The organism is bacterium (assembly GCA_037128595.1).
Classification (GTDB): Bacteria; Verrucomicrobiota; Kiritimatiellia; order CAIKKV01; family CAITUY01; genus JAABPW01.
This window is the reverse complement of sequence record JBAXWB010000029.1, coordinates 41,279-60,909: the sequence shown is the minus strand read 5'-3', so window position 1 is coordinate 60,909 and position 19,631 is coordinate 41,279. Positions and strand designations below refer to the sequence as shown.

The window sequence follows — 19,631 nt, the reverse complement described above, 5'->3', positions numbered from 1 at the left end:
CAATATCCATGGGAACTGTGATCGTCTAACCGTTTCCCACAGGTTCCTTGGAGCAGATCCGACGAGTGAGCGAGGATTTCAAGCCATTGCGGGTATCTAAGATCCAGCTCTATTTCTGGTCCTTATTTCCCAACTCTTTTTCAAATTCATCTGAGGCCTCTTTTCCCATCTTCTCGCCCCATTTCTGTCCGATGGCTACGCTCTCTTGAAAAATCTGGGGGGAAGTGGATAAGACTTTCTGGCCGACTTGACTTTGATAGAAGGAATTTATGGCCTTCAGGTCTTCCAGCGTATAGTACTTATCGTACAGGGGGATTATCTGTTCAGTCAACGATCCCATGTCCATCTTGGTTTCGAATTTGGACCAGAAAGCTTCCGGGATTTTCGGCATTGATGTTTTGAGACCGCTTATCATGTGCGTCTTTATTCCTTCAAGGAGTTTTTCTGTGCCTGTGAGTTGAAGCATCTTCACAATTTCAACACGCTTGGTTGCTGCGATTTCGGCCTGTGCGAAGGGGCTACATGAGATCATTGTGATTAACGTGAGCAGGAGTAGTTTTTTCATTATTGGATTTCCCTTCTTGATTGTTCACCATGCCTATCACTCTACTCCCCTCCACCGGGGTCTGTCCACCCTGCAAGAACCACTCTCTGTTTTATGCTTGCCGAAACTCCCGCTCTTTCCGCCACTGAATGCAGCATCCGTTCCTTCAGCATATCCATAAATTTCTCGTTCAAGATCCCCCTCGGTCAGTGTGGCCGAGTTCGATCATGGTGAGGAAATAGAAAATTTGGTCTCTCTCGACATGCCTTCGGGTTCAGAATTTTGACAATTACAGATTACGCGTTAGGATTATGTGTGCCTATTACCAGCAAAGGTGTTACGCCTGATATTAAACGGTCGATGAGGAGGAAAGAAAATGAGCAAGTTCTGCCAAAGTTGTGGCATGCCGATGAAGAAAGACCCTAAGAACGGCGGGACGAATTCAGACGGCTCCAAGAACAGCGAGTATTGTAGCTTCTGTTACATCGGCGGAGCGTTCACCTCTCCCGAAATCAGCACCCCCAAAGCCATGCAGAAGTTCTGTATTGGCAAGCTGAAGGAGATGGGGATGCCTGGATTCGTGGCGTGGTTGTTCACAAGGAGCATTCCGAAACTGAATCGGTGGTCGGCGAAATGAACCATCGCCAGTCGCCGCACTGTACACCTCACCCTGACGGATTTGGTGCCAGTGAGCCGTCACGTTCAGCAATTATGAAATGAATAGAGCGCTGACATTCCTCCTGGTGACAGTCTCGATCTTCGCAGTCATCGGCGTACGAGTGATGCGGGGAAACAAGTCCGAGATCACCGTCCAACGGAATTTGGTCTACGGAAAGGTGGAAAATGAAGAATTGCAGTTGGACTTGGCGATGCCGAGCGCGGACAACGGGCCGTTTCCCGCAGTGGTATTCCTGCACGGTAAGGGCTGGAAGGCCGGCAACCGCCAGGAAATGAACCATTTTGTCGAGGGCGTAGCTCGTATGGGTTATGTGGGCGCAACTGTCGAGTACAGGCTAGTACCGGTCGCCCGTTTTCCGGCGCCGGTTGAGGATTGCAAGGCTGCGGTGCGCTGGCTAAGGGCCAACGCTAAGAACTATCGAATTAACCCAGACCGCATCGGCGTCGTCGGTTTCTCTGCAGGAGGTCATCTGGCTTGCATGCTCGGGGTTACGGACAAGACCGTCGGGCTGGAGGGTGACGGTGGCAACCCTGAACAATCCAGCCGGGTCCAGGCCGTGGTCAGTTTCTTTGGCCCGACCGACTTCACCACGTATGACTGGTCTAACGATCTGAAGAAGGATGTCATTGTTCCTTTCCTGGGCGGCTCCTTCTCAGACAAGCCCGAGGTTTACCAGAAGGCCTCTCCGATCAACTACGTGACAAAGGATGCGCCGCCTTTTTTGTTGTTCCACGGCACAGAAGACAAACTCGTCCCCGTCGATCAGTCGAAACGCCTTGCTGAAAAGTTGAAGGGCGTCGGCGTTTCGGTCCGAGTGGTGGTCCTCGAAGGGGAAGGTCACGGTTTCACAGACGCGTACAACCAAGTATGCATGAAACAAATGCTGGATTTCCTGGATAAGCGATTGAGGCAATGAGACAATTTGACCGAACGTGTATCAAACGGATCTTGAGCTGAGATTCACCATCAGGAATTTGGACTCTTGCAGTCAGGGAAACCCCTATTGATATGGAATACAACAGTTCATAGGCTAACTACTATCAGCTTGGGGCGATGGGATGCCAGGCAGGAGAAACTCATGATGTCAGGAAAGATAAAATCTCCAGAAATTGCCGCGGGAGCAAATCGATTCCCCTATATGCTTCTTTCGGGATTTTCCATCCTGACAGCAGGCATCATCTCCATCGGCTACTATTACTATCGGGGTGTCGACCAGTCGTACCAGCGCGAAGTGACGGCCAAACTTTCGGCAGTGGGGGAATTGAAGGTGAGTGAACTAACCCAGTGGCGTAAGGAACGGTTACAGGATGGCACCCTTTTTTTTAAAAACGAAACCTTTACCGCCCTGGTAAAGCGTTTTTTCGAACAACAGGAAGACATGGACGCCTTGCGGCAACTTCAATCATGGCTGGGTCAATATTTAGAAAACCCGGAATATGACCTGATTTGTTTGAAGGATGCACAAGGGGTCTGTCGCCTGAAGCTCCCCTCAGACCGGAGGGGCAGGGCTTCCTCCATTTCACAACCCAGTTCAGAGGTCCTGAATTCCCGTAAAGTGATCTTTCAGGATTTCTATCAGGACCCGCAGGACCAACGCATTCATTTGGCGGTTCAAGTGCCGATTCTCGATGTAACGGATGCGGGAAGGTCGCTAGGACTGCTCGTCCTGCGTATTGACCCCGACGTTAAGTTGTATCCCTTCATCCGGCACTGGCCGACTCCCAGCCCCTCCGCCGAGACCCTGCTCGTTCGCCGGGAGGAAAATGAAGTGGTCTTCCTCAATGAGCTCCGGTTCGAGTCCCACACCGCGTTAAAGCTGCGCTACTCGTTGAATCAGCTCTCCCTGCCTGCGGCCCAAGCCGTCTTGGGCCGACAAGGCATCATGAACGGAATCGACTATCGAGGTGAGCCTGTGATGGCGGACCTGCGGACTATTCCGGATTCTCCATGGGCACTGGTGGCCCGGGTCAATACCGCCGAAGTGTCCGCGCCGATGAAACAGCAAATCCGGCAAATCATTTTTATGACAGGCGCGTTGCTATTCGGGGTGGGCGTCAGTTTGTGGGCGGTTTGGCGGCAACAGCGCATCAGGTTCTACCAGACACAAGCGAAAATGGCGGAGGAGTTGCAGCACCTAACACTGGAATTGCAGGCAAAGAATGCGGAGATGGAACGATTCCTCTATACGGCCTCGCATGACCTGAAAAGTCCGGTGGTAACCATCCGCACCTTTCTCGGCTACCTGAAACAGGACCTCGCGTCGGCCGATGCCGGGCGGATCGAAAAGGACATGAATTTCATGCGCGTTGCCGCGGATAAGATGGCCCGGTTGCTTGATGAGATGGTGGATTTTGCCCGGATTGGCCATACGGTCGATCCGCCAGTGCACGTGGATTTGAAAAATCTGATGGACGAAGTACTCGGGATTGTGGCCGGTCGCATTACGGAACGCGGGGTGACGGTCAAGCTCGGTGACCTTGACGTCACGCTGAACGGGGACCGGTCCCGGTTGGCGGAACTCTGGCAGAACCTGCTTGATAATGCCGTCAAGTTCATGGGGTGCCAGAGCGAACCCTGCGTCGAGATGGGGGTGGAGCGGCGGACAGGCGAGGTGGTGTTCTATGTGCGTGACAACGGCATCGGCATCGACCCGCGCTACCATGCGAAGGTGTTCGGCTTGTTTGAGAAACTCGACCCGAAGGCCGAAGGCACGGGTATTGGCCTGGCCCTGGTGAGGCGCATCGTGGAGCTCTATCAAGGCCGGATCTGGCTGGAATCAGCCGGGCTCGCACAGGGAACATGTTTCTATTTCACTCTGCCCGGAGCCCTAATCAATCCAACAGGAGAAAAAACATGATAGATGGAGAACCGATCAATATTTTGCTGGTGGAAGATGATGATGCCCATGCCGAAATTGTGAAGCGTAATTTCGAGGCCAGCCATGTGGCTAATAAACTGATTCGCGTGGCCGATGGCCAGGCGGCGCTGGATTATCTCTACCGGGAGGCCGAATTCAGTGACCCGGCCAAGTCCCCCCGGCCGGGCATCATTCTGCTCGATCTGCGCCTGCCGAAAGTGGACGGCCTGGAGGTCCTGAAACGGATCAAGGAGGATCCGGATCTTGTTCGTATCCCGGTGGTGATCCTGACCACCTCCAAGGCCGAGATTGACATGGTCAAAGCCTACGACGCTCACGCCAATAGTTTCCTGGTCAAGCCCGTGGACTTCGCGCAGTTCTCCACGTTGATGGAAACCTTCGGCTACTACTGGCTGGCATGGAATCAGTGTCCGAAATATTGAGGAGACGAAATGAATCAGAAACAACTGTACCTGCTGGTCGTGGATGATGAGGAAAGTCATCGCGAGGCCATTCGTCGCGCTTTCGAAGCGTCGGATCTGAAGGCCGCCATCTACACCGTCGGCACGCTGAAGGAGTACCGGGAGTACATCGCGGCCCAGCTCCCTGATCTCGCAGTGCTGGATCTGAACCTACCGGATGGGCGGGCCGTGGAAGTGCTGACGCATCCCCCGCAAGCCGCCCCTTTCCCGATCTTGGTCATCACGGCGTTGGCCAACCCGAAAGCCGCAGTGGAAGTGATCAAGGCGGGCGCTTTGGACTACGTGGTGAAGTCGCCGGAGGCGTTCGCCATGCTGCCCCGGACCGTGGAGAGCGCGCTTCGCGAGTGGACCCTGTTGCAAGAACAGCAAAAGGCGGAGGAGGCGGTCCGGGAAAGCGAGGAGCGGCACCGCACCATCCTCCTGACGGCCATGGATGGGTATTGGATGACAGATAACCAGGGGAATCTTCTAGAGGTGAATGAGACTTATTGCCAGATGAGTGGCTACAGTGCGCAGGAATTGCTGGCCATGCAGATTCACGAGCTTGAGGCCAATGAAATGCATGACGAAATTCTTATCCACCTTCAGATGACCAAGGAGAAGGGTTCGTGCCGTTTTGAGTCCAGGCACAGGCGTAAGAATGGATCCATTTATGAAGTTGAAGTCAGCGCCCAGTATCGCCCTGTTGACGGCGGCCGGTATGTGGGTTTCATCCGGGACATCACTGAACGGAAACGAGCGGAGCAGGCGCTCTGCGAGAGTGAAGAACGGCAACGGTTCGCGATGGAAATGAGCCATATCGGGGTGTGGGAACTCAATCTGACAGACCACTCCTCCTTGCGTTCCCCTGAGCATGATAGAATCTTCGGATATTCGGACCTCCGGCCATGCTGGACCTATGAAATATTTCTAGAGCACGTCCTGCCGGAAGACCGGGCCATGGTTAATGGTAAATTCCAGCACGCCATTTTAACCCAGAGTGACTGGAACTTCGAATGCCGCATTCGGCGTCACGATGGGGCAGAGCGATGGATCTGGGCGGCCGGATGCCATCGCTTGAACGCTAATCATCAGTCATATCTCATGGCAGGAATTGTACAGGACATCACTGACCGCAAGCGGGATGAAGTCGAACTTCTTAAAATGCAGAAAATCATGAGTGTTGGCACATTGGCCGGTGGTCTGGCGCATGATTTCAACAATATCATGATGGGGTTGTTCGGGTACATTGCCTTAACTAAAGATGAGTTGCCTCCAGGTCATGCGGGCCTCGAACACCTGGCAAATGCTGAAAAATGTCTAACCCGGGCCACCCGGCTCACCAAACAGTTACTGACTTTTTCAAAAGGGGGAAGCCCCGTTAAGGAGGACGTCAGTCTCGGGGCGCTGGTGGAGGAAACCGCACGCTTTGACCTGTCCGGCAGCAATGTCCAGCTGGTGTATCAGCAGGCCGATGGCCTCTGGCTGGCGAAAGCGGATAAGGGGCAAATCCAACAAGCCATCTCCAATCTCACCATTAATGCCAGGCAGGCCATGCCCGTGGGCGGGCATCTCTATATTACCCTCGAAAATACGGAATTTCCAGAAGAGGTCGTGCCTTCGCTCCCCACCAGTCTCCCCTCCGGAAGAAACATTAAGATTACGGTGCGGGATGAAGGAGTCGGCATCGATTCCGCCTATCTTGACCGGATCTTCGACCCCTATTTTACGACCAAAACAACCGGCCACGGACTGGGGCTGGCGACAACCTATTCTATCATTACCAAACACGGCGGCCACATCGGCGTCGAGTCGGAACTGGGCAAAGGCACGACCTTCACCATCTATCTACCGGCTTCTGAAGCCCAGACCCTTGGGCAGAGCGGGCCGTCGGCAGCCGGTGTCCCCTCCCTGAAGCCCGCTTCCCGGATTCTGTTGCTGGATGATGAGGAGGTGATCCTCAAAATCATATCGCGCTGGATTAACAACGCCGGCTGTATCATCGTGACCACGAAAGATGGACGACAGGCCATAGACCTGTATCAGCAGGAGCTGAAGGCGGGCAAGCCATTCGATGTGATCATTCTGGATCTGACTATCCCCGGCGGAATAGGTGGACTGGAGGTGCTCAAGGAACTTCTGGTAATTGATCCTGACGTTAAGGCCATCGTTTCCAGTGGATATGCCGAAGAGTCGGTGCTGTCAAAATATGTTTTTTACGGGTTCAGAGGCGCGCTTGCCAAACCCTATACGAAGCGCGAACTCCTGGAAGTGCTGGGGCGGGTCTTGAAATGATGGCGGGCTAGTTTGTTGTGTGAATACTGGCAAGTTGATCAATCTTCCAGAAGCGATTTGGGTTTGGGAATAGCGGGAAAAAGGGGCCTCATGGCGTCCGTTCATGCGGCCCTACGCTCTGCCCTCCAGGCCCGGCGTTCAGACGTTAGCTCGACTCATATTCTTTTTCGCCTTAACCACGTCCTTGAGATAGTGTTCCTGCGGATTACGCATAGACGGATCTTGAGCTGAGATTCACCATCAGGAGTTCCCACCCTCACAATCAGGAAAACCCTGATTACTACGTCCGCCATAGATGTGGTAGTTGTGACATCTCGTGCTAGCTGGCCTGTGTATTTTACCCGTTGAGGCGCTGAAGGAGAAAATGGTGTCAAAAAAGGGAAAAGATTATGAAGTGGCATTGAACGCAATTCGACGATTTATCTTCATTGCGATACTGTTAGTGATTCTGGACGGGCATCGTGCATGGGCCCTGTTCGGAGACGTGCCTGACGCGTACTGGGCAAGGGATTCGGTGAAAGACCTGGCGGCATGCGCCGTCCAATACGTAGTCGGGACAACTGGTCCGCACGGCTTGATATGGGGGATGCAGATCCACGGGGAGTGGGTCGAGTACGACTTGCCGCCCGGCATGTTTTTTCGTCTGACGAAGCAAGTCCGCACGGATTCAGCGACGGTTGCCTCCTTTGCCATGAACTGCGGCGTGGTCATCACGATGGAGACGAACACAGTCCTGGCTTTGTGGCACAGTGCGACGGGAATCGCAATTAAGGTGATGAGCGGGTCTGCGTGGTTCCAGATCGGCCGCCACAAAATCCTGGCGACCCCCGGGCCTGGTGTTAATTACGAATGGGACGCGGGAGCGGTGGAACTGAAGCAGACCGGGTTCAGTGAGACGGTCCAGCAGAAGATTGCCTACGTCAACGGGAACGATTTGTGGCTGATGAACGATGACGGCACGGGCGCCACAAACTATATTGCGGCGCCACCGGGCAAGACGATCGGCCGCGCCGCTTTTTCACCCGACAACAGTAACGTCATCTATGAGGTCTGGACTTACTCGGGGACGCCGCAGACGTGCGATCTCTATATCGCCGACGGAAACGGGTCGAACCAGAGGGTATGGCTCAGCGCCGGTTTGCTCTCCGAAGGCACCGGCCTGGCCGGCTACAGCTACAGGATGCGCTGCCTGGTTGGACCCTCGTTTTCCCCGGACGGTGCCTCTGTCTCCTTCGCGCGCATTCAGGACTATCAGCGCGCCAGCTACTGCCGGGTGAAGCAGAAGGAGATCTGTACGGCCCCTGTAGCGGGCGGACCCGTGACCGTGCTGTGGAAGACGATGGAAAATCCGGGTGGCTTTGTGGACTCTGACATGGGCGAGAATACCTGCTGGCTGCAGGACGGGGACATTGCTTTCATGCGCAGCGGCAGGACGGGTGCGCGATGGGCCGCGGTCGTTGATGCAACGGACACGAATCGCACGGCATGGCCTTGCGACGTCTACATGGAATGGGATAACGAAGCCAACTTCAATCCGGTCACCTTGAACGCAACGGTCGATGGGCAGAGCCTGGCGTTCCCTTCCGGTTTCAAGGGGTACGGGGAAATGACAACGCCGGGCGATTTGAACTGGCTACTGCCTTTTCCCGAAGGAAGCGGCTGGTTGACCCCGCAGATGGGCGCTTGGTATGGCCCCCTGCGCACACATGATCTGTCGGCGGGTGCTAAATCGGTCTCTGTTCAAGCGGGCGACGGGACCGTGAACCTGGATTTTCCGTCCCCCTCCCAGCTCACGGTCGTTAAAGGAAGCAAATCAGTGATCTTTCCCGTGGGTAACTACTACCCGCGGACCCAGGAAGGCGGCGTGTGGAGGATCGGTTCGTCGGGTGGCGGCACCCCCCGCCAGGTTACCCGCATGCAGTCGGACTCTATGGCCTGGAACCAGGATGGTTCACGGGTGGTAACGGACTTTGAGATCTATGGAAGCCCGGACTACAGCTACCTTCAGCTTTTTGACAGCAACGGGGTATTTCAGGAAGATGCCATCTTAGGGGTGGGCGCGCAGAGCGGCGTGGGAAACTGCGATCAGGAAGGCCGGCATATCGTCGCCTGGTGCGGTAGCAACGGCGTCGGACGCATCAAAGTGGTGAACACGTATGACGGCAGCGTGCTGGATCTAGGCCCCGGCACCTACCCGGTTTTCGCCCCGTTCCATCGGACGCAGGTGGATGTGTATGAAGGACTGGTCCAAGTGACGAGCACAAATGGTGCCATAACGGTACCGTGCGGAGCGGGGCAGAGCGTCATCATCGACCCGTCGGAACACGATGCGCCGGTGACAAACCGTTTGTATCCCGGGCCCTACGTGACCAACATCATGCCCTCCTGGGGCTCGGCGGTGATCAATAACACCAACCTGACGGTCACGTTCCAGTTCAATAAGGCGATTGACCAGAATACGGCGAATAGCAATAGGATCTCGGGCATAAACTGGCAGGGGGTGGCGGAGTCCGATGTAAATTCGTGGTTGTTGAACCAAGCGCTGTATGCAGCTGTGCGGCAGGACTCCGCTAATCCGAATGCTTTCGATGTGAAGACGAGTGAACTGGTGAGCAAGGGAATTGGCGTGGGCACCTGGAACTCCAACAGTACGGCATATGCCGTCACCATCACGAACCAGGGCTTTTCCCGGATCAACGGCAACCAGTGCGAGATCACATGGGACTTGCACGGCGTTCAAGGCACCAGCCATCTGCCTGTGATGCAGCTTCAGGCCGTGACGAAGTTTCGGTTCGTTAACCCGGTGGGGATAGCCGGCGGGACGTTGGAATCACTGGCGGGTGGTAAGCTAACCGTGCCCGCGGGCGCTGTCCCGGGCAACGTGGAGTTCACCATCGGCTATGCTAAGTACCTGGATGCCACGCCCAATCCGCCAAGTACAGGGAACTGGGTGCAGGCCAGCGGGGTTTATGCGTTCGCACCCACCAATCAGAGTTTTGCGATCAATGCGACGGTCAGCTTGACGTTGGATGGCACGGGGCCAAATGTCACGATCTGGCAATACAGTGGATCGATCTGGACAAATCTAGGCGGGACGCTGGATCCGTCCGGCAGCATGATCAGTGTGACGGTGAATCGACCGGGCACTTTCTGTGCCTTCTATCAAGTACCCGCGACTGCACAGTTGCGGTTGTCGAAATCCATCGAACCGGTAAGTGCCGCCGTCGGCGAGCCGATCACATTCAACTTGATCCTGGAGAATATGGGCATGGGGTCCGCCTCCAATGTGGTCGTGACGGACGTTCTGCCGGCGACACTGATCTGCGCCACAAACAGCGTCAACAACAACGGAACCTATAACTCCGGAACCCGGACCGTGACCTGGAGCCTTGGCACGCTGCCTGGTCAAAGCCACGTCGAGCTGAGTTGTGCTGCTACGGTGAGCGTCTCCGCCGCATATGGCTCCCGCATCACCAACAACGCAACTGCGAGCAGCACTCAGACCGGATCGACCAACAGTAATGCGGTAATTGTCAGCGTCCGGTGGCCTGTGATGGCGGTGGCACGTTTTGGCATCGGAGGAACCAATAGCGTGAATACAGTCAATCTTGCAGCACTTGCCGCCTCGTGCCGGCGCGGGTTGGTGGAGATTTCCACGACCCAGGCGGAGAACACGAACCTGATCAGTTTCACGGCATTCGATAAACAGGTCGTCACCAATCAGGTGATTGGGTACAACACCTATGCGGTCTTCAACGTTGCGGCCGTCAGCAATCGCTGGCCCTCGGCTTTCAGCTTCGCGCAGGCGTTCGGGTTGCTGGTCGAGCGCTATGACGGGGACGGGATTGCTGACGTGCCGGGCCTGACGCGTCCTGTGCACCAATGGGAAATCTTTGACGCCTTCAGTCCGGATACGGGCCGCTGGGCCGGATGTACCCTGGCGATGTATGCGCAGTATCTGCGCACCGCGAGCGTGGTTGCCCACGCCGCAGACCCGGAGGCCGTCATCCTTTCCAGCGGTTTCGACAACGTGCCGCCGTCCGGCACGAACTACCTCACGAGCCTGCTTGAAGCCGATCCAGGGGCCGCGTCCGCTATTGATGCGGTCAGCGTCCACGACGGGTGGGAACGTACGTCCTACGGGTCGGGGACGAACGTGGTGACCGACTATCTTGAAGGGCGGTTGCTCACGACGATGCTCTCCCGCCTCCTACCCGATCGGGAGGTGTGGCTTACGCAAGCCGACTTCACCTCCACTTACAGCCAGCTCAAAGGCCAGGGCCACACCTGTACTGACACCGAGAACGCCCTCTTTTTGGCACGTGCCGTTCCCTTTGCCCTGGGCTCCGGGATCGGCCACCTGATCTACACAGAGATGGAGAGCAAGCCCACTGATACCGAGGCAGTGAAATGGGCGGCGTTGGTGGACTCGAACGGCAACCGTCGTGTGGGCTTTTATGTTTACGGTCAACTCGTTGATAAATTGGAAGGCTTCCAGCGTGCCCACCTTCTGGATTGGGGCTCCGGCAACATGGGTGTGCAGTTCATCAATGCCGGCGATCAGCCGGTCTGGGTACTGTGGAACGCCTCCAATAGCGCAGGCCAGGTATCGTTGCCCATCGGGCCGGTGAGTCAGGCTCGGATCACGAGTACTCTGCCATGGTCCTTCAATAACACCACGGCTATGTGGTCGATGATCCAATATCCGCTCACTAACGGTGTGCTGACGCTTACGGTCAGCGGCACCCCGGTCTACGTGGAGGCGGATAGTTGGGTTAGCCCCGACATTAACGGCAACGGCATTCCGAACGATCTGGATAGCGACACAGACGGCGACGAGATACCGAATGACTGGGAGCTCGCGAACGGGCTGAATCCGTTCGTAAACGACGCCAACCATCCGGATCCGAACGGGAACGGCATGACGTACTTCGAGGAGTATCAGGCAGGTATCTTGCCGGGGCAACCGGCTTTCGCCGTCCGTTCGGCAGTAGCTACAGGCCTACCGATCATGATCGGATGGCGATCGGTATCCGGAAAGACCTACCGCGTGGACTGGAGCCCGGACCTGAAAGGGGCTTGGTCGAACGCCGTGGATGGGGCGATTATGGCCATTGGCTCAAACACCGTCTGGTATGACACTGGAGCCCCGAAGACGGCACCATTCCCGCCCAATTCGGCCTCTCGTTTCTACCGTATCCGGCTTGTCCCTTGAACAGTGCTCATTTCGTGGAGTGAAGAAACGTAAATCATAATAGGAGAAACATATGAACAACGAAAGCAAGTGCCCGGTAACAGGCAGAACTCATGGCCACGCGGCTGGCAGCGGCCCATCGAACCGGGAGTGGTGGCCTAACCAGTTGAACCTCAAATTACTCCACCAGCACTCCGCCATGAGCAATCCGATGGGCGAGGATTTTAACTACGCTGAGGAGTTCAAGAAGCTCGACCTGAAGGCGGTGAAGAATGACCTCTATACCCTGATGACCAACTCGCAGGACTGGTGGCCGGCCGATTTCGGTCACTACGGGCCGCTCTTCGTGCGGATGGCGTGGCATAGCGCAGGCACCTACCGCATGGGCGATGGCCGTGGGGGGGCGGGGTCTGGCTCCCAACGCCTGGCGCCTCTCAACAGTTGGCCTGACAATGCAAATCTCGACAAGGCGCGCCGACTGCTCTGGCCGATCAAGCAGAAATACGGTCGCATGATCTCCTGGGCCGACCTTATGATCCTCGCCGGAAACTGCGCGCTTGAGTCCATGGGATTCAAGACCTTCGGCTTCGGGGGTGGACGCGAAGATGCCTGGGAACCCGAAGAGGACATTTACTGGGGGACCGAGCGCAAGTGGCTGGACGACAATCGCTACTCCGGTGACCGGGAGCTCGAGAAACCGCTTGCCGCGGTACAGATGGGGCTGATCTATGTGAACCCGGAAGGGCCGAACGGCAATCCGGACCCGCTAGCCGCCGCCAAGGATATCCGAGAAACCTTCGCCCGCATGGCTATGGACGACGAGGAAACCGTCGCGCTGATTGCCGGCGGTCACACGTTTGGTAAAACCCATGGCGCCGGTGATGCGAAACATGTTGGGCCGGAGCCCGAAGCGGCGGGAATCGAGGAGCAGGGCCTGGGCTGGAAGAGCAGCTTTGGCACGGGCAAAGGCGGCGATACGATCACCAGCGGCCTGGAAGTTGTCTGGACCACGACCCCGACGAAGTGGAGCAACAACTTCTTCTGGAACTTGTTTAATTATGAATGGGAACTGACGAAGAGCCCTGCCGGTGCGCAGCAATGGAAGCCGAAACATGAGGCAGGTGCCGGTACGGTGCCGGATGCGCACGACAAGTCAAAGCGTCACGCCCCAGCGATGCTGACGACTGACCTCGCCTTGCGGTTCGATCCGGCCTACGAAAAAATATCGAGGCGCTTCATGGAAAATCCGGGTCAGTTTGCGGACGCGTTCGCCCGGGCGTGGTTCAAGCTGACTCACCGTGATATGGGCCCGCGCGCACGTTATCTCGGCCCGGAGGTTCCTGCGGAAGATCTCATCTGGCAGGACCCCATTCCTGTCGTCAATCACAAACTGATTGATGACCAGGACATCGCCTCGCTCAAGGGCAAGATCCTGGCTTCCGGCCTTACTGTATCGCAACTGGTTTCGACCGCCTGGGCGTCGGCGTCCACGTTCCGTGGCTCCGACAAACGCGGCGGTGCGAATGGCGCACGCATTCGCCTTGCGCCGCAGAAAGATTGGGAGGTCAACCAGCCGACTCAGCTGGCAAAAGTTTTACAGTCCCTCGAAGCGATCCAAAAGGCGTTCAATCAGTCGCAATCCGGCGGGAAACAGGTCTCGCTTGCTGACCTCATCGTTCTGGGCGGGGGGGCGGCCATCGAAGCGGCGGCGAATAAAGCCGGATGTGATGTGACGGTTCCCTTCACGTCGGGGCGCATGGATGCTTCGCAGAACCAGACCGAGGCGGAGTCCTTTGCAGTGCTTGAGCCGGTTGCGGATGGTTTCCGCAACTACCTCAAAACTAAGTTCTTTGTATCGGCGGAGGAGTTGCTGGTTGATCGGGCGCAATTGTTGACCCTGACAGCCCCTGAGATGACGGTTCTCATCGGTGGATTGCGAGTCTTGAATACCAATTTTGGCCAGACGCAACATGGCGTCTTCACAAAGCGCCCCGGAACGCTGACGAACGACTTCTTCGTGAACCTGCTCGACATGCGTACCACTTGGAAGGCGGCATCGGAAGCGGGCGACATGTTTGAAGGGCGCGATCGCACAACAGGTGAATTCAGATGGACAGGAACCCGTGTCGACCTCATCTTTGGTTCGAACTCCCAGCTCCGGGCTCTGGCGGAAGTCTACGGCTGTGAGGACTCGCAGCAGAAATTCGTGCATGATTTCGTGGCAGCCTGGAACAAGGTGATGAACCTGGATCGGTTCGAACTCGACTGATGCCCGTGGGGATGCGAAATTTTTGCTCCGGTCCAGCAGCGGTTCTCCGCGCCGCCCGCTGGACCGGAGATGGTTTGGATGTTTTGACTAATATTGTTCCTGAGACTCTGTATGAGAAATGCGAATAATTGGTTGCCTGCTTCGACTCATTCGCTGAGTATGACTCGAAGCGTTAAGGATTTTCGCCCCTCGGGGCTCATTTCGGGGTCTAAAAAGGTTGTGTGGAAAGTTGTTGAAAACCGGCTCGGTTTGGTTAACCGGTCGGAGACCATCCGTAGCTCAAGCGTAGCGCCGAGCGAAGGATGGTGGAGCGAACGAGGCTCGAACTCGTGACCCCCACGTTGCGAACGTGGTGCTCTACCAACTGAGCTACCGCCCCTTTTTGAAAAGGAGGCATTCGTATACCTGATTCATGGGGGGCGTGTAAAGCACTGATTAATATTTAATTGAAGAGGGCCGTGGTCAGGATCCCGATCAGGATGCCCACAATCATGCCGGCAAAGACTTCCAGCCGGGTGTGGCCCAGGATATCAATGAGTTTCTGGGCGGATAGATGGTGGTTTTTAAACACCTCATCGACAATCTGATTCAGCAGGCGCGCCTGAAGGCCGGTCGCACGCCGGACCGTTGACGCATCAAACATGACGACGGCCGCAAAGGCAAAGGAAAGGGCGAACAATGTGTTGCCGAAGCCTTCGTGCAGACCGATTGAGGTGGTCAGTGCGCAGACCATTGCCGAATGGGCGCTCGGCATCCCGCCTAATTTGGTGAGATAATGGAAGTCAACTTTGCCGGTTTGCAGCAAATTCCCCAGGGTCTTCAGGAGTGAGGCCACCACATAAGCACTGAAGGCAGACCAGAAGACCGGTGATTTTAAAAAAGCTCCGACGTCGTGATGCATAGGACGTGGATATTCCCTGTTTCGTCCGTGAGGGTCAATGAGAAAGAGCAGGGCTTTATTCTTGTATCCGGCCGGTTTCCTTATAAAGTAGTCAGCTTTTATGGTTTGCGCGGCAGGACTTATCACGATTGGGGATGATGTATGAAAGAAATTGGCGTGGGATTACTTGGGTTCGGCACAGTGGGCGCCGGAGTGGTGGAAACCCTCCAGCGTAATGGCGATTTGCTGGCCAGCCGGATCGGGGTGAAGTTGGTGGTGCGTCGGATCGCCGATGTGGATCTGGACCGCGACCGCGGGGTCAAGGTCGACCGGGCCATTATGACCAAAGATGCCGCAGCGGTCATTGATGATCCTGCCGTGGACGTCGTGGTGGAATTAGTCGGGGGAACCACCATCGCCAGGGAGTTTATCGTTCGCGCGCTTCGTCTGGGCAAGCCGGTGGTGACTGCTAATAAAGCGTTGCTCGCGGAGTACGGGCAGGAAATCTTTGCGCTGGCGGCCGAAAAACAAACGAATGTCTGGTTTGAAGCCAGCGTGGCGGGTGGCGTGCCGATCATCCGGGCCCTCACGGAAGGGCTTGTGGCCAATCGCATTGAACGTATCTGTGGCATCCTGAATGGGACCTGTAATTATATCCTGACCCAGATGGAGAAGGAGCAGATGACGTTTGAGCATGCCTTGAAGGAGGCGCAGGCCGCGGGGTTTGCCGAGGCGGATCCGGGGTTGGATATCGACGGGTTCGACACCGCGCACAAGGCGGCCATTCTGGCGTTGCTGGCCTATGGCGTGCATGTGCCTAAAGATAAGATTTTTGTGGATGGCATCCGCGGCTTGAGCAAAACGGATATTGAACATGCCAGCGACTTCGGTTACCGCATCAAGCAATTGGCGGTCATCAAGTCCAACGGCTCGGAGGTGGAAGTTCGCGTCCATCCCACGCTGATTCCCCATGAACATATGCTGGCGTCGGTCATGGGCGTCTTCAACGCTGTGGTGGTGGATGGGGATATTGTCGGCCAGACCGTCTATTACGGGCGTGGTGCCGGGCGGTTGCCGACGGCCAGTGCGGTCGTGAGCGATCTGGCGGATGTGGCGAGGACCCTGGTGAATGGGGGCTTGAAGGCGCGCGCCAGGGTGGTCGCCCCGGCCGGTCCGGTCCAGTTCAAGCCGATGGCGGAGGTGGAGTGTCGGTATTATCTGCGCCTGTCCCTGCTGGACAAACCCGGGGTGCTGGGCCTGGTGGCGTCCGTGCTGGGACAGCATGGGATCAGTCTGGCCTCGATCGTGCAGAAGGAGCCCAACCGGGCGGGACGACATGTGTCCGTCGTTCTGTTGACGCATAAGGCGTTGGAAAAGAATATCATGGAGGCGTTTCGTACATTGGAAGAGCGGAATGCTCTGGGTGCGAAACCGGTGTGTTTGCGGATTGAGGATCCGGGAGTGGGGAAATAATCATGACAACGACAGTGGCATCCGGTTTGAAAGTGGCGAAATTCGGTGGGTCCTCCGTGGCGGATGCGGCCCAGATCCTGAAGGTCTGTTCCATCATCAAGATGGATGCGCAACGTCGCATTGTGGTGGTGTCGGCGCCCGGGAAACGCCGGTCCGATGACACCAAGGTCACCGATATGCTGATTGCCTGCGCCGAAGCCAAACTGGCGGGAAAGACGGCCGAGGCCGAGCTCATGGCCATTGTCGAACGGTATGCGGAGATCCAGCGTGCCGCGGGAATCGGCGAGGGGATTATCCGGAAAATTGAAGCGGATCTCCGGCAGCGGCTGGCTTCCGACACGTCGCACCGGGGCCGGTTTCTGGATCTGCTGAAGGCGGCGGGCGAGGATAACAGCGCGAAACTGGTGGCTGAGATTTTCATCCACAACGGTGTGGACGCCCATTACATCAACCCGAAAGAGGCGGGCCTGTTTTTGAGTGATGATTTCGGCAATGCCCTGGTATTGGAAGAATCCTATGCCAAATTGAGCGCCCTCAAGACGGCTCCCGGGGTCAGTATTTTCCCGGGCTTTTTCGGCTACACCAAGTCCGGTGCGGTAGCCACCTTCTCGCGGGGCGGTTCGGATATTACCGGGGCCATTCTGGCGGCAGCGGTGAAAGCGGACGTCTATGAGAACTTTACGGACGTGGATTCGGTGTTTTCGGCTGATCCGCGCATAGTTCCCCATGCCGCGGCCATCGAGTTGCTGACATACCGTGAAATGCGCGAACTGGCCTATGCCGGGTTCGGGGTTTTTCATGACGAGGCCATTGTGCCTGCTGTCAAGGCCGGGATCCCGATCTGCATCCGTAACACCAACCGGCCGGAAGCGCCGGGAACCCAGATCGTGCCCAAGCGGGAATACAAGAGCGGGGCCGTGGTCGGGGTGGCCAGTGCCGACGGGTTCTGCGCGCTCTATGTGGATAAATACCTGATGAACCGCGAAATCGGTTTCGGGCGCCGGTTGTTGCAGATCATGGAGGAGGAAGGCTTGTCTTACGAGCATGCCCCGTCCGGGATTGACAGCGTCTCGGTGGTGTTCCGGGAGAAGGATTTTTCGAAGGAAAAGGAAGAGTGCGTGCTGGCACGCATCCGGACGGAACTCGGGGCTGATAATATTGACGTGGACCGTGGATTGGCCCTGGTGATGATCGTGGGTGAAGGGATGCATTATTCGGTGGGGGTGACGGCAAGAGCCTCGACCGCCCTGGCCGCCGCCGGAGTGAACATTGAGATGCTCAACCAGGGCTCCTCCGAAATCAGCATGATGTTCGGGGTGCAGGGCCGGGATCGCAAAAAGGCCGTGATGGCCTTGTATGAGGCTTTTTTTAAGGCAGGGTGACATGATGCATCGACGAAAAATATTTATCTACGACACGACCCTGAGGGACGGCTCACAGGGCGAGGGCATTTCCTTTTCCAGTGGCTCCAAAATCAAGCTGGCGCTCAAACTGGATGAATTTGGCGTTGATTATATCGAAGGGGGCTATGCCGGCTCCAATCCCAAGGACATGGAATTTTTCCAGGAGATCCGCAAGCACAAGCTGCGGCATGCCCGGGTAGCCGCCTTCGGAAGCACCCGCCGGGCGGATTCGGCCGTGGCGGAAGATGCGAACGTGCTGCGCCTGCTGGAGTCGGGCGCTCCGGTGGTGACCATTTTCGGTAAGACCTGGCAGTTGCATGTGTCCGAGGTGTTGCGAACCTCCAATGACGAGAATCGCCGGATGATTGCAGAAACGGTCCAGTTCTTGAAATCGCATGGCAAGGAAGTCATCTTTGATGCCGAACATTTTTTCGATGGCTACAAGGACAGTCCAACCTTTGCGATCGATATGCTCAAGGCGGCCGTTGAGGCCGGCGCCCATGCCGTGGTGCTTTGTGATACCAATGGCGGGACACTGCCGCATGACATCCATGGGATCACCCTGGAAGTGGTGAAGGCCTTTCCGACCGTGATGGTGGGGATTCATACGCACAATGATGCCGAAATGGCCGTGGCCAACAGTCTGGAAGCGGTGCGGGCCGGGGCCGTTCAGGTGCAGGGCACGATCAACGGGTATGGGGAGCGGACAGGAAACGCGAACCTATGCTCCATCATTCCCACACTGGAGCTGAAGATGGGGTGTCGGGCGGTGCCGGAAGGCTCGCTCCGTCAGATCCGTTCGCTGTCGACTTTTGTGGATGACTTGGTCAATGTGCGGCACAACGCCAAGGCCCCCTATGTCGGGATGAGCGCCTTTTCGCACAAAGCCGGGATGCATGTGAATGCGGTCCAGAAGATCCCCCGCAGTTTTGAGCATGTGGAACCGGAAAGCGTGGGGAATGAGCGCCGGATTCTGATCTCCGAGGGATCCGGCTCGAGCAGTGTGCTCCTGAAGGCCATCGAAATGGGCGTGGATCTCAAGAAGTCCTCGCCGGAAGTGAAGGACATTCTCGATGCGCTTAAAACGCTTGAAAAGCAGGGCTACACCTACGAGGCGGCCGACGCGTCGTTCCGCATGCTGGTTCAGAAGGTGCTGAAGAAGCATAAGTCCTTTTTTGAACTGGAAGGATTCCGCGTGATCATGGAGAAGGAAGGCTCGGGCATTCCCTGCGTTTCAGAAGCCAGTGTCAAGGTGCGGGTCGGTGACCAAGTCGAGCATGTGGTGGCCGAAGGCGATGGGCCCGTCAATGCCCTGGATCGCGCCCTGCGCAAGGCCTTGGTCCGGTTCTATCCTGAGATCGAGAAGGTGTTCCTGACCGACTACAGTGTCCGGATCCTGGACCCGGAGGAGGCGACCGCCGCCAAGACGCGCGTGATTATTGAATCAACGGACGGTGAAAATCATTGGGGCACGGTGGGGGTTTCCGTCAATATCATCGAGGCCTCCTGGGAAGCCCTGGTCGACAGTGTGGAGTATAAGCTGTTTTGCGAAGAAAAAAAGAAATGACGGATGACC

At 56.5% G+C, this 19,631-nt stretch carries 12 protein-coding genes and 1 tRNA gene; 10 read left to right on the top strand and 3 right to left on the bottom strand.

Annotated features, from left to right (window positions below; all coding sequences use genetic code 11):
- Positions 1 to 109: 109 nt before the first annotated feature.
- Positions 110 to 565: a DUF2059 domain-containing protein gene (locus tag WCS52_15915; GenBank protein MEI6168668.1), complete on the bottom strand. Its 456-nt coding sequence runs from the start codon at positions 563 to 565 to the stop codon at positions 110 to 112.
- 355 nt (positions 566 to 920) lie between these two features.
- On the opposite strand from WCS52_15915, the gene WCS52_15910 reads away from it, so the two are divergent.
- The 7 genes from WCS52_15910 to katG all read left to right on the top strand — a co-directional run bounded on the left by WCS52_15910 (position 921) and on the right by katG (position 14,299).
- Positions 921 to 1,181, top strand: a complete 261-nt coding sequence (locus WCS52_15910; protein ID MEI6168667.1) for a zinc ribbon domain-containing protein — start codon at positions 921 to 923, stop codon at positions 1,179 to 1,181.
- Between the two features lie 79 nt (positions 1,182 to 1,260).
- Complete coding sequence (locus WCS52_15905) at positions 1,261 to 2,139, top strand: alpha/beta hydrolase (protein MEI6168666.1); 879 nt, start codon at positions 1,261 to 1,263, stop codon at positions 2,137 to 2,139.
- A gap of 222 nt (positions 2,140 to 2,361) precedes the next feature.
- The gene (locus WCS52_15900) at positions 2,362 to 4,080 is read left to right on the top strand and encodes an ATP-binding protein (GenBank protein ID MEI6168665.1); all 1,719 of its coding nucleotides are present in this window, start codon (positions 2,362 to 2,364) and stop codon (positions 4,078 to 4,080) included.
- Complete coding sequence (locus WCS52_15895) at positions 4,080 to 4,523, top strand: response regulator (protein ID MEI6168664.1); 444 nt, start codon at positions 4,080 to 4,082, stop codon at positions 4,521 to 4,523. Before WCS52_15900 ends, WCS52_15895 begins: the two co-directional genes overlap by 1 nt.
- Before the next feature lie 9 nt (positions 4,524 to 4,532).
- Complete coding sequence (locus WCS52_15890; protein ID MEI6168663.1) at positions 4,533 to 6,836, top strand: response regulator; 2,304 nt, start codon at positions 4,533 to 4,535, stop codon at positions 6,834 to 6,836.
- 364 nt (positions 6,837 to 7,200) lie between these two features.
- Positions 7,201 to 12,051, top strand: coding sequence for a hypothetical protein (locus tag WCS52_15885; GenBank protein MEI6168662.1), 4,851 nt, complete (start codon positions 7,201 to 7,203; stop codon positions 12,049 to 12,051).
- Positions 12,052 to 12,103: 52 nt separating this feature from the next.
- Positions 12,104 to 14,299 (top strand): catalase/peroxidase HPI, encoded by a 2,196-nt coding sequence (katG, locus tag WCS52_15880; protein ID MEI6168661.1) that lies wholly within the window; start codon positions 12,104 to 12,106, stop codon positions 14,297 to 14,299.
- A gap of 303 nt (positions 14,300 to 14,602) precedes the next feature.
- On the opposite strand, the gene WCS52_15875 is transcribed toward katG, so the two are convergent.
- Both WCS52_15875 and WCS52_15870 read right to left on the bottom strand, forming a co-directional pair.
- Positions 14,603 to 14,678: transfer RNA gene (locus WCS52_15875), tRNA-Ala, on the bottom strand.
- Positions 14,679 to 14,741: 63 nt separating this feature from the next.
- The gene (locus WCS52_15870; GenBank protein ID MEI6168660.1) at positions 14,742 to 15,200 is read right to left on the bottom strand and encodes a divergent PAP2 family protein; all 459 of its coding nucleotides are present in this window, start codon (positions 15,198 to 15,200) and stop codon (positions 14,742 to 14,744) included.
- A gap of 141 nt (positions 15,201 to 15,341) precedes the next feature.
- Here WCS52_15870 and WCS52_15865 point away from each other — a divergent pair, with 141 nt between their 5' ends.
- From WCS52_15865 to cimA, 3 genes are read left to right on the top strand one after another with little or no spacing between them, the layout of a single operon-like run.
- Positions 15,342 to 16,652 carry a homoserine dehydrogenase gene (locus WCS52_15865; GenBank protein MEI6168659.1) on the top strand — a complete coding sequence of 437 codons (1,311 nt, stop codon included), beginning with the start codon at positions 15,342 to 15,344 and terminating at the stop codon, positions 16,650 to 16,652.
- A 26-nt stretch (positions 16,653 to 16,678) separates the two neighbouring features.
- On the top strand, positions 16,679 to 18,034 hold the full coding sequence (locus WCS52_15860; GenBank protein ID MEI6168658.1) for an aspartate kinase: 1,356 nt from the start codon (positions 16,679 to 16,681) through the stop codon (positions 18,032 to 18,034).
- A 1-nt stretch (position 18,035) separates the two neighbouring features.
- A complete protein-coding gene (cimA, locus tag WCS52_15855; protein ID MEI6168657.1) occupies positions 18,036 to 19,622 on the top strand; it encodes a citramalate synthase in 1,587 nt (528 codons plus the stop codon).
- Positions 19,623 to 19,631 lie beyond the last annotated feature (9 nt).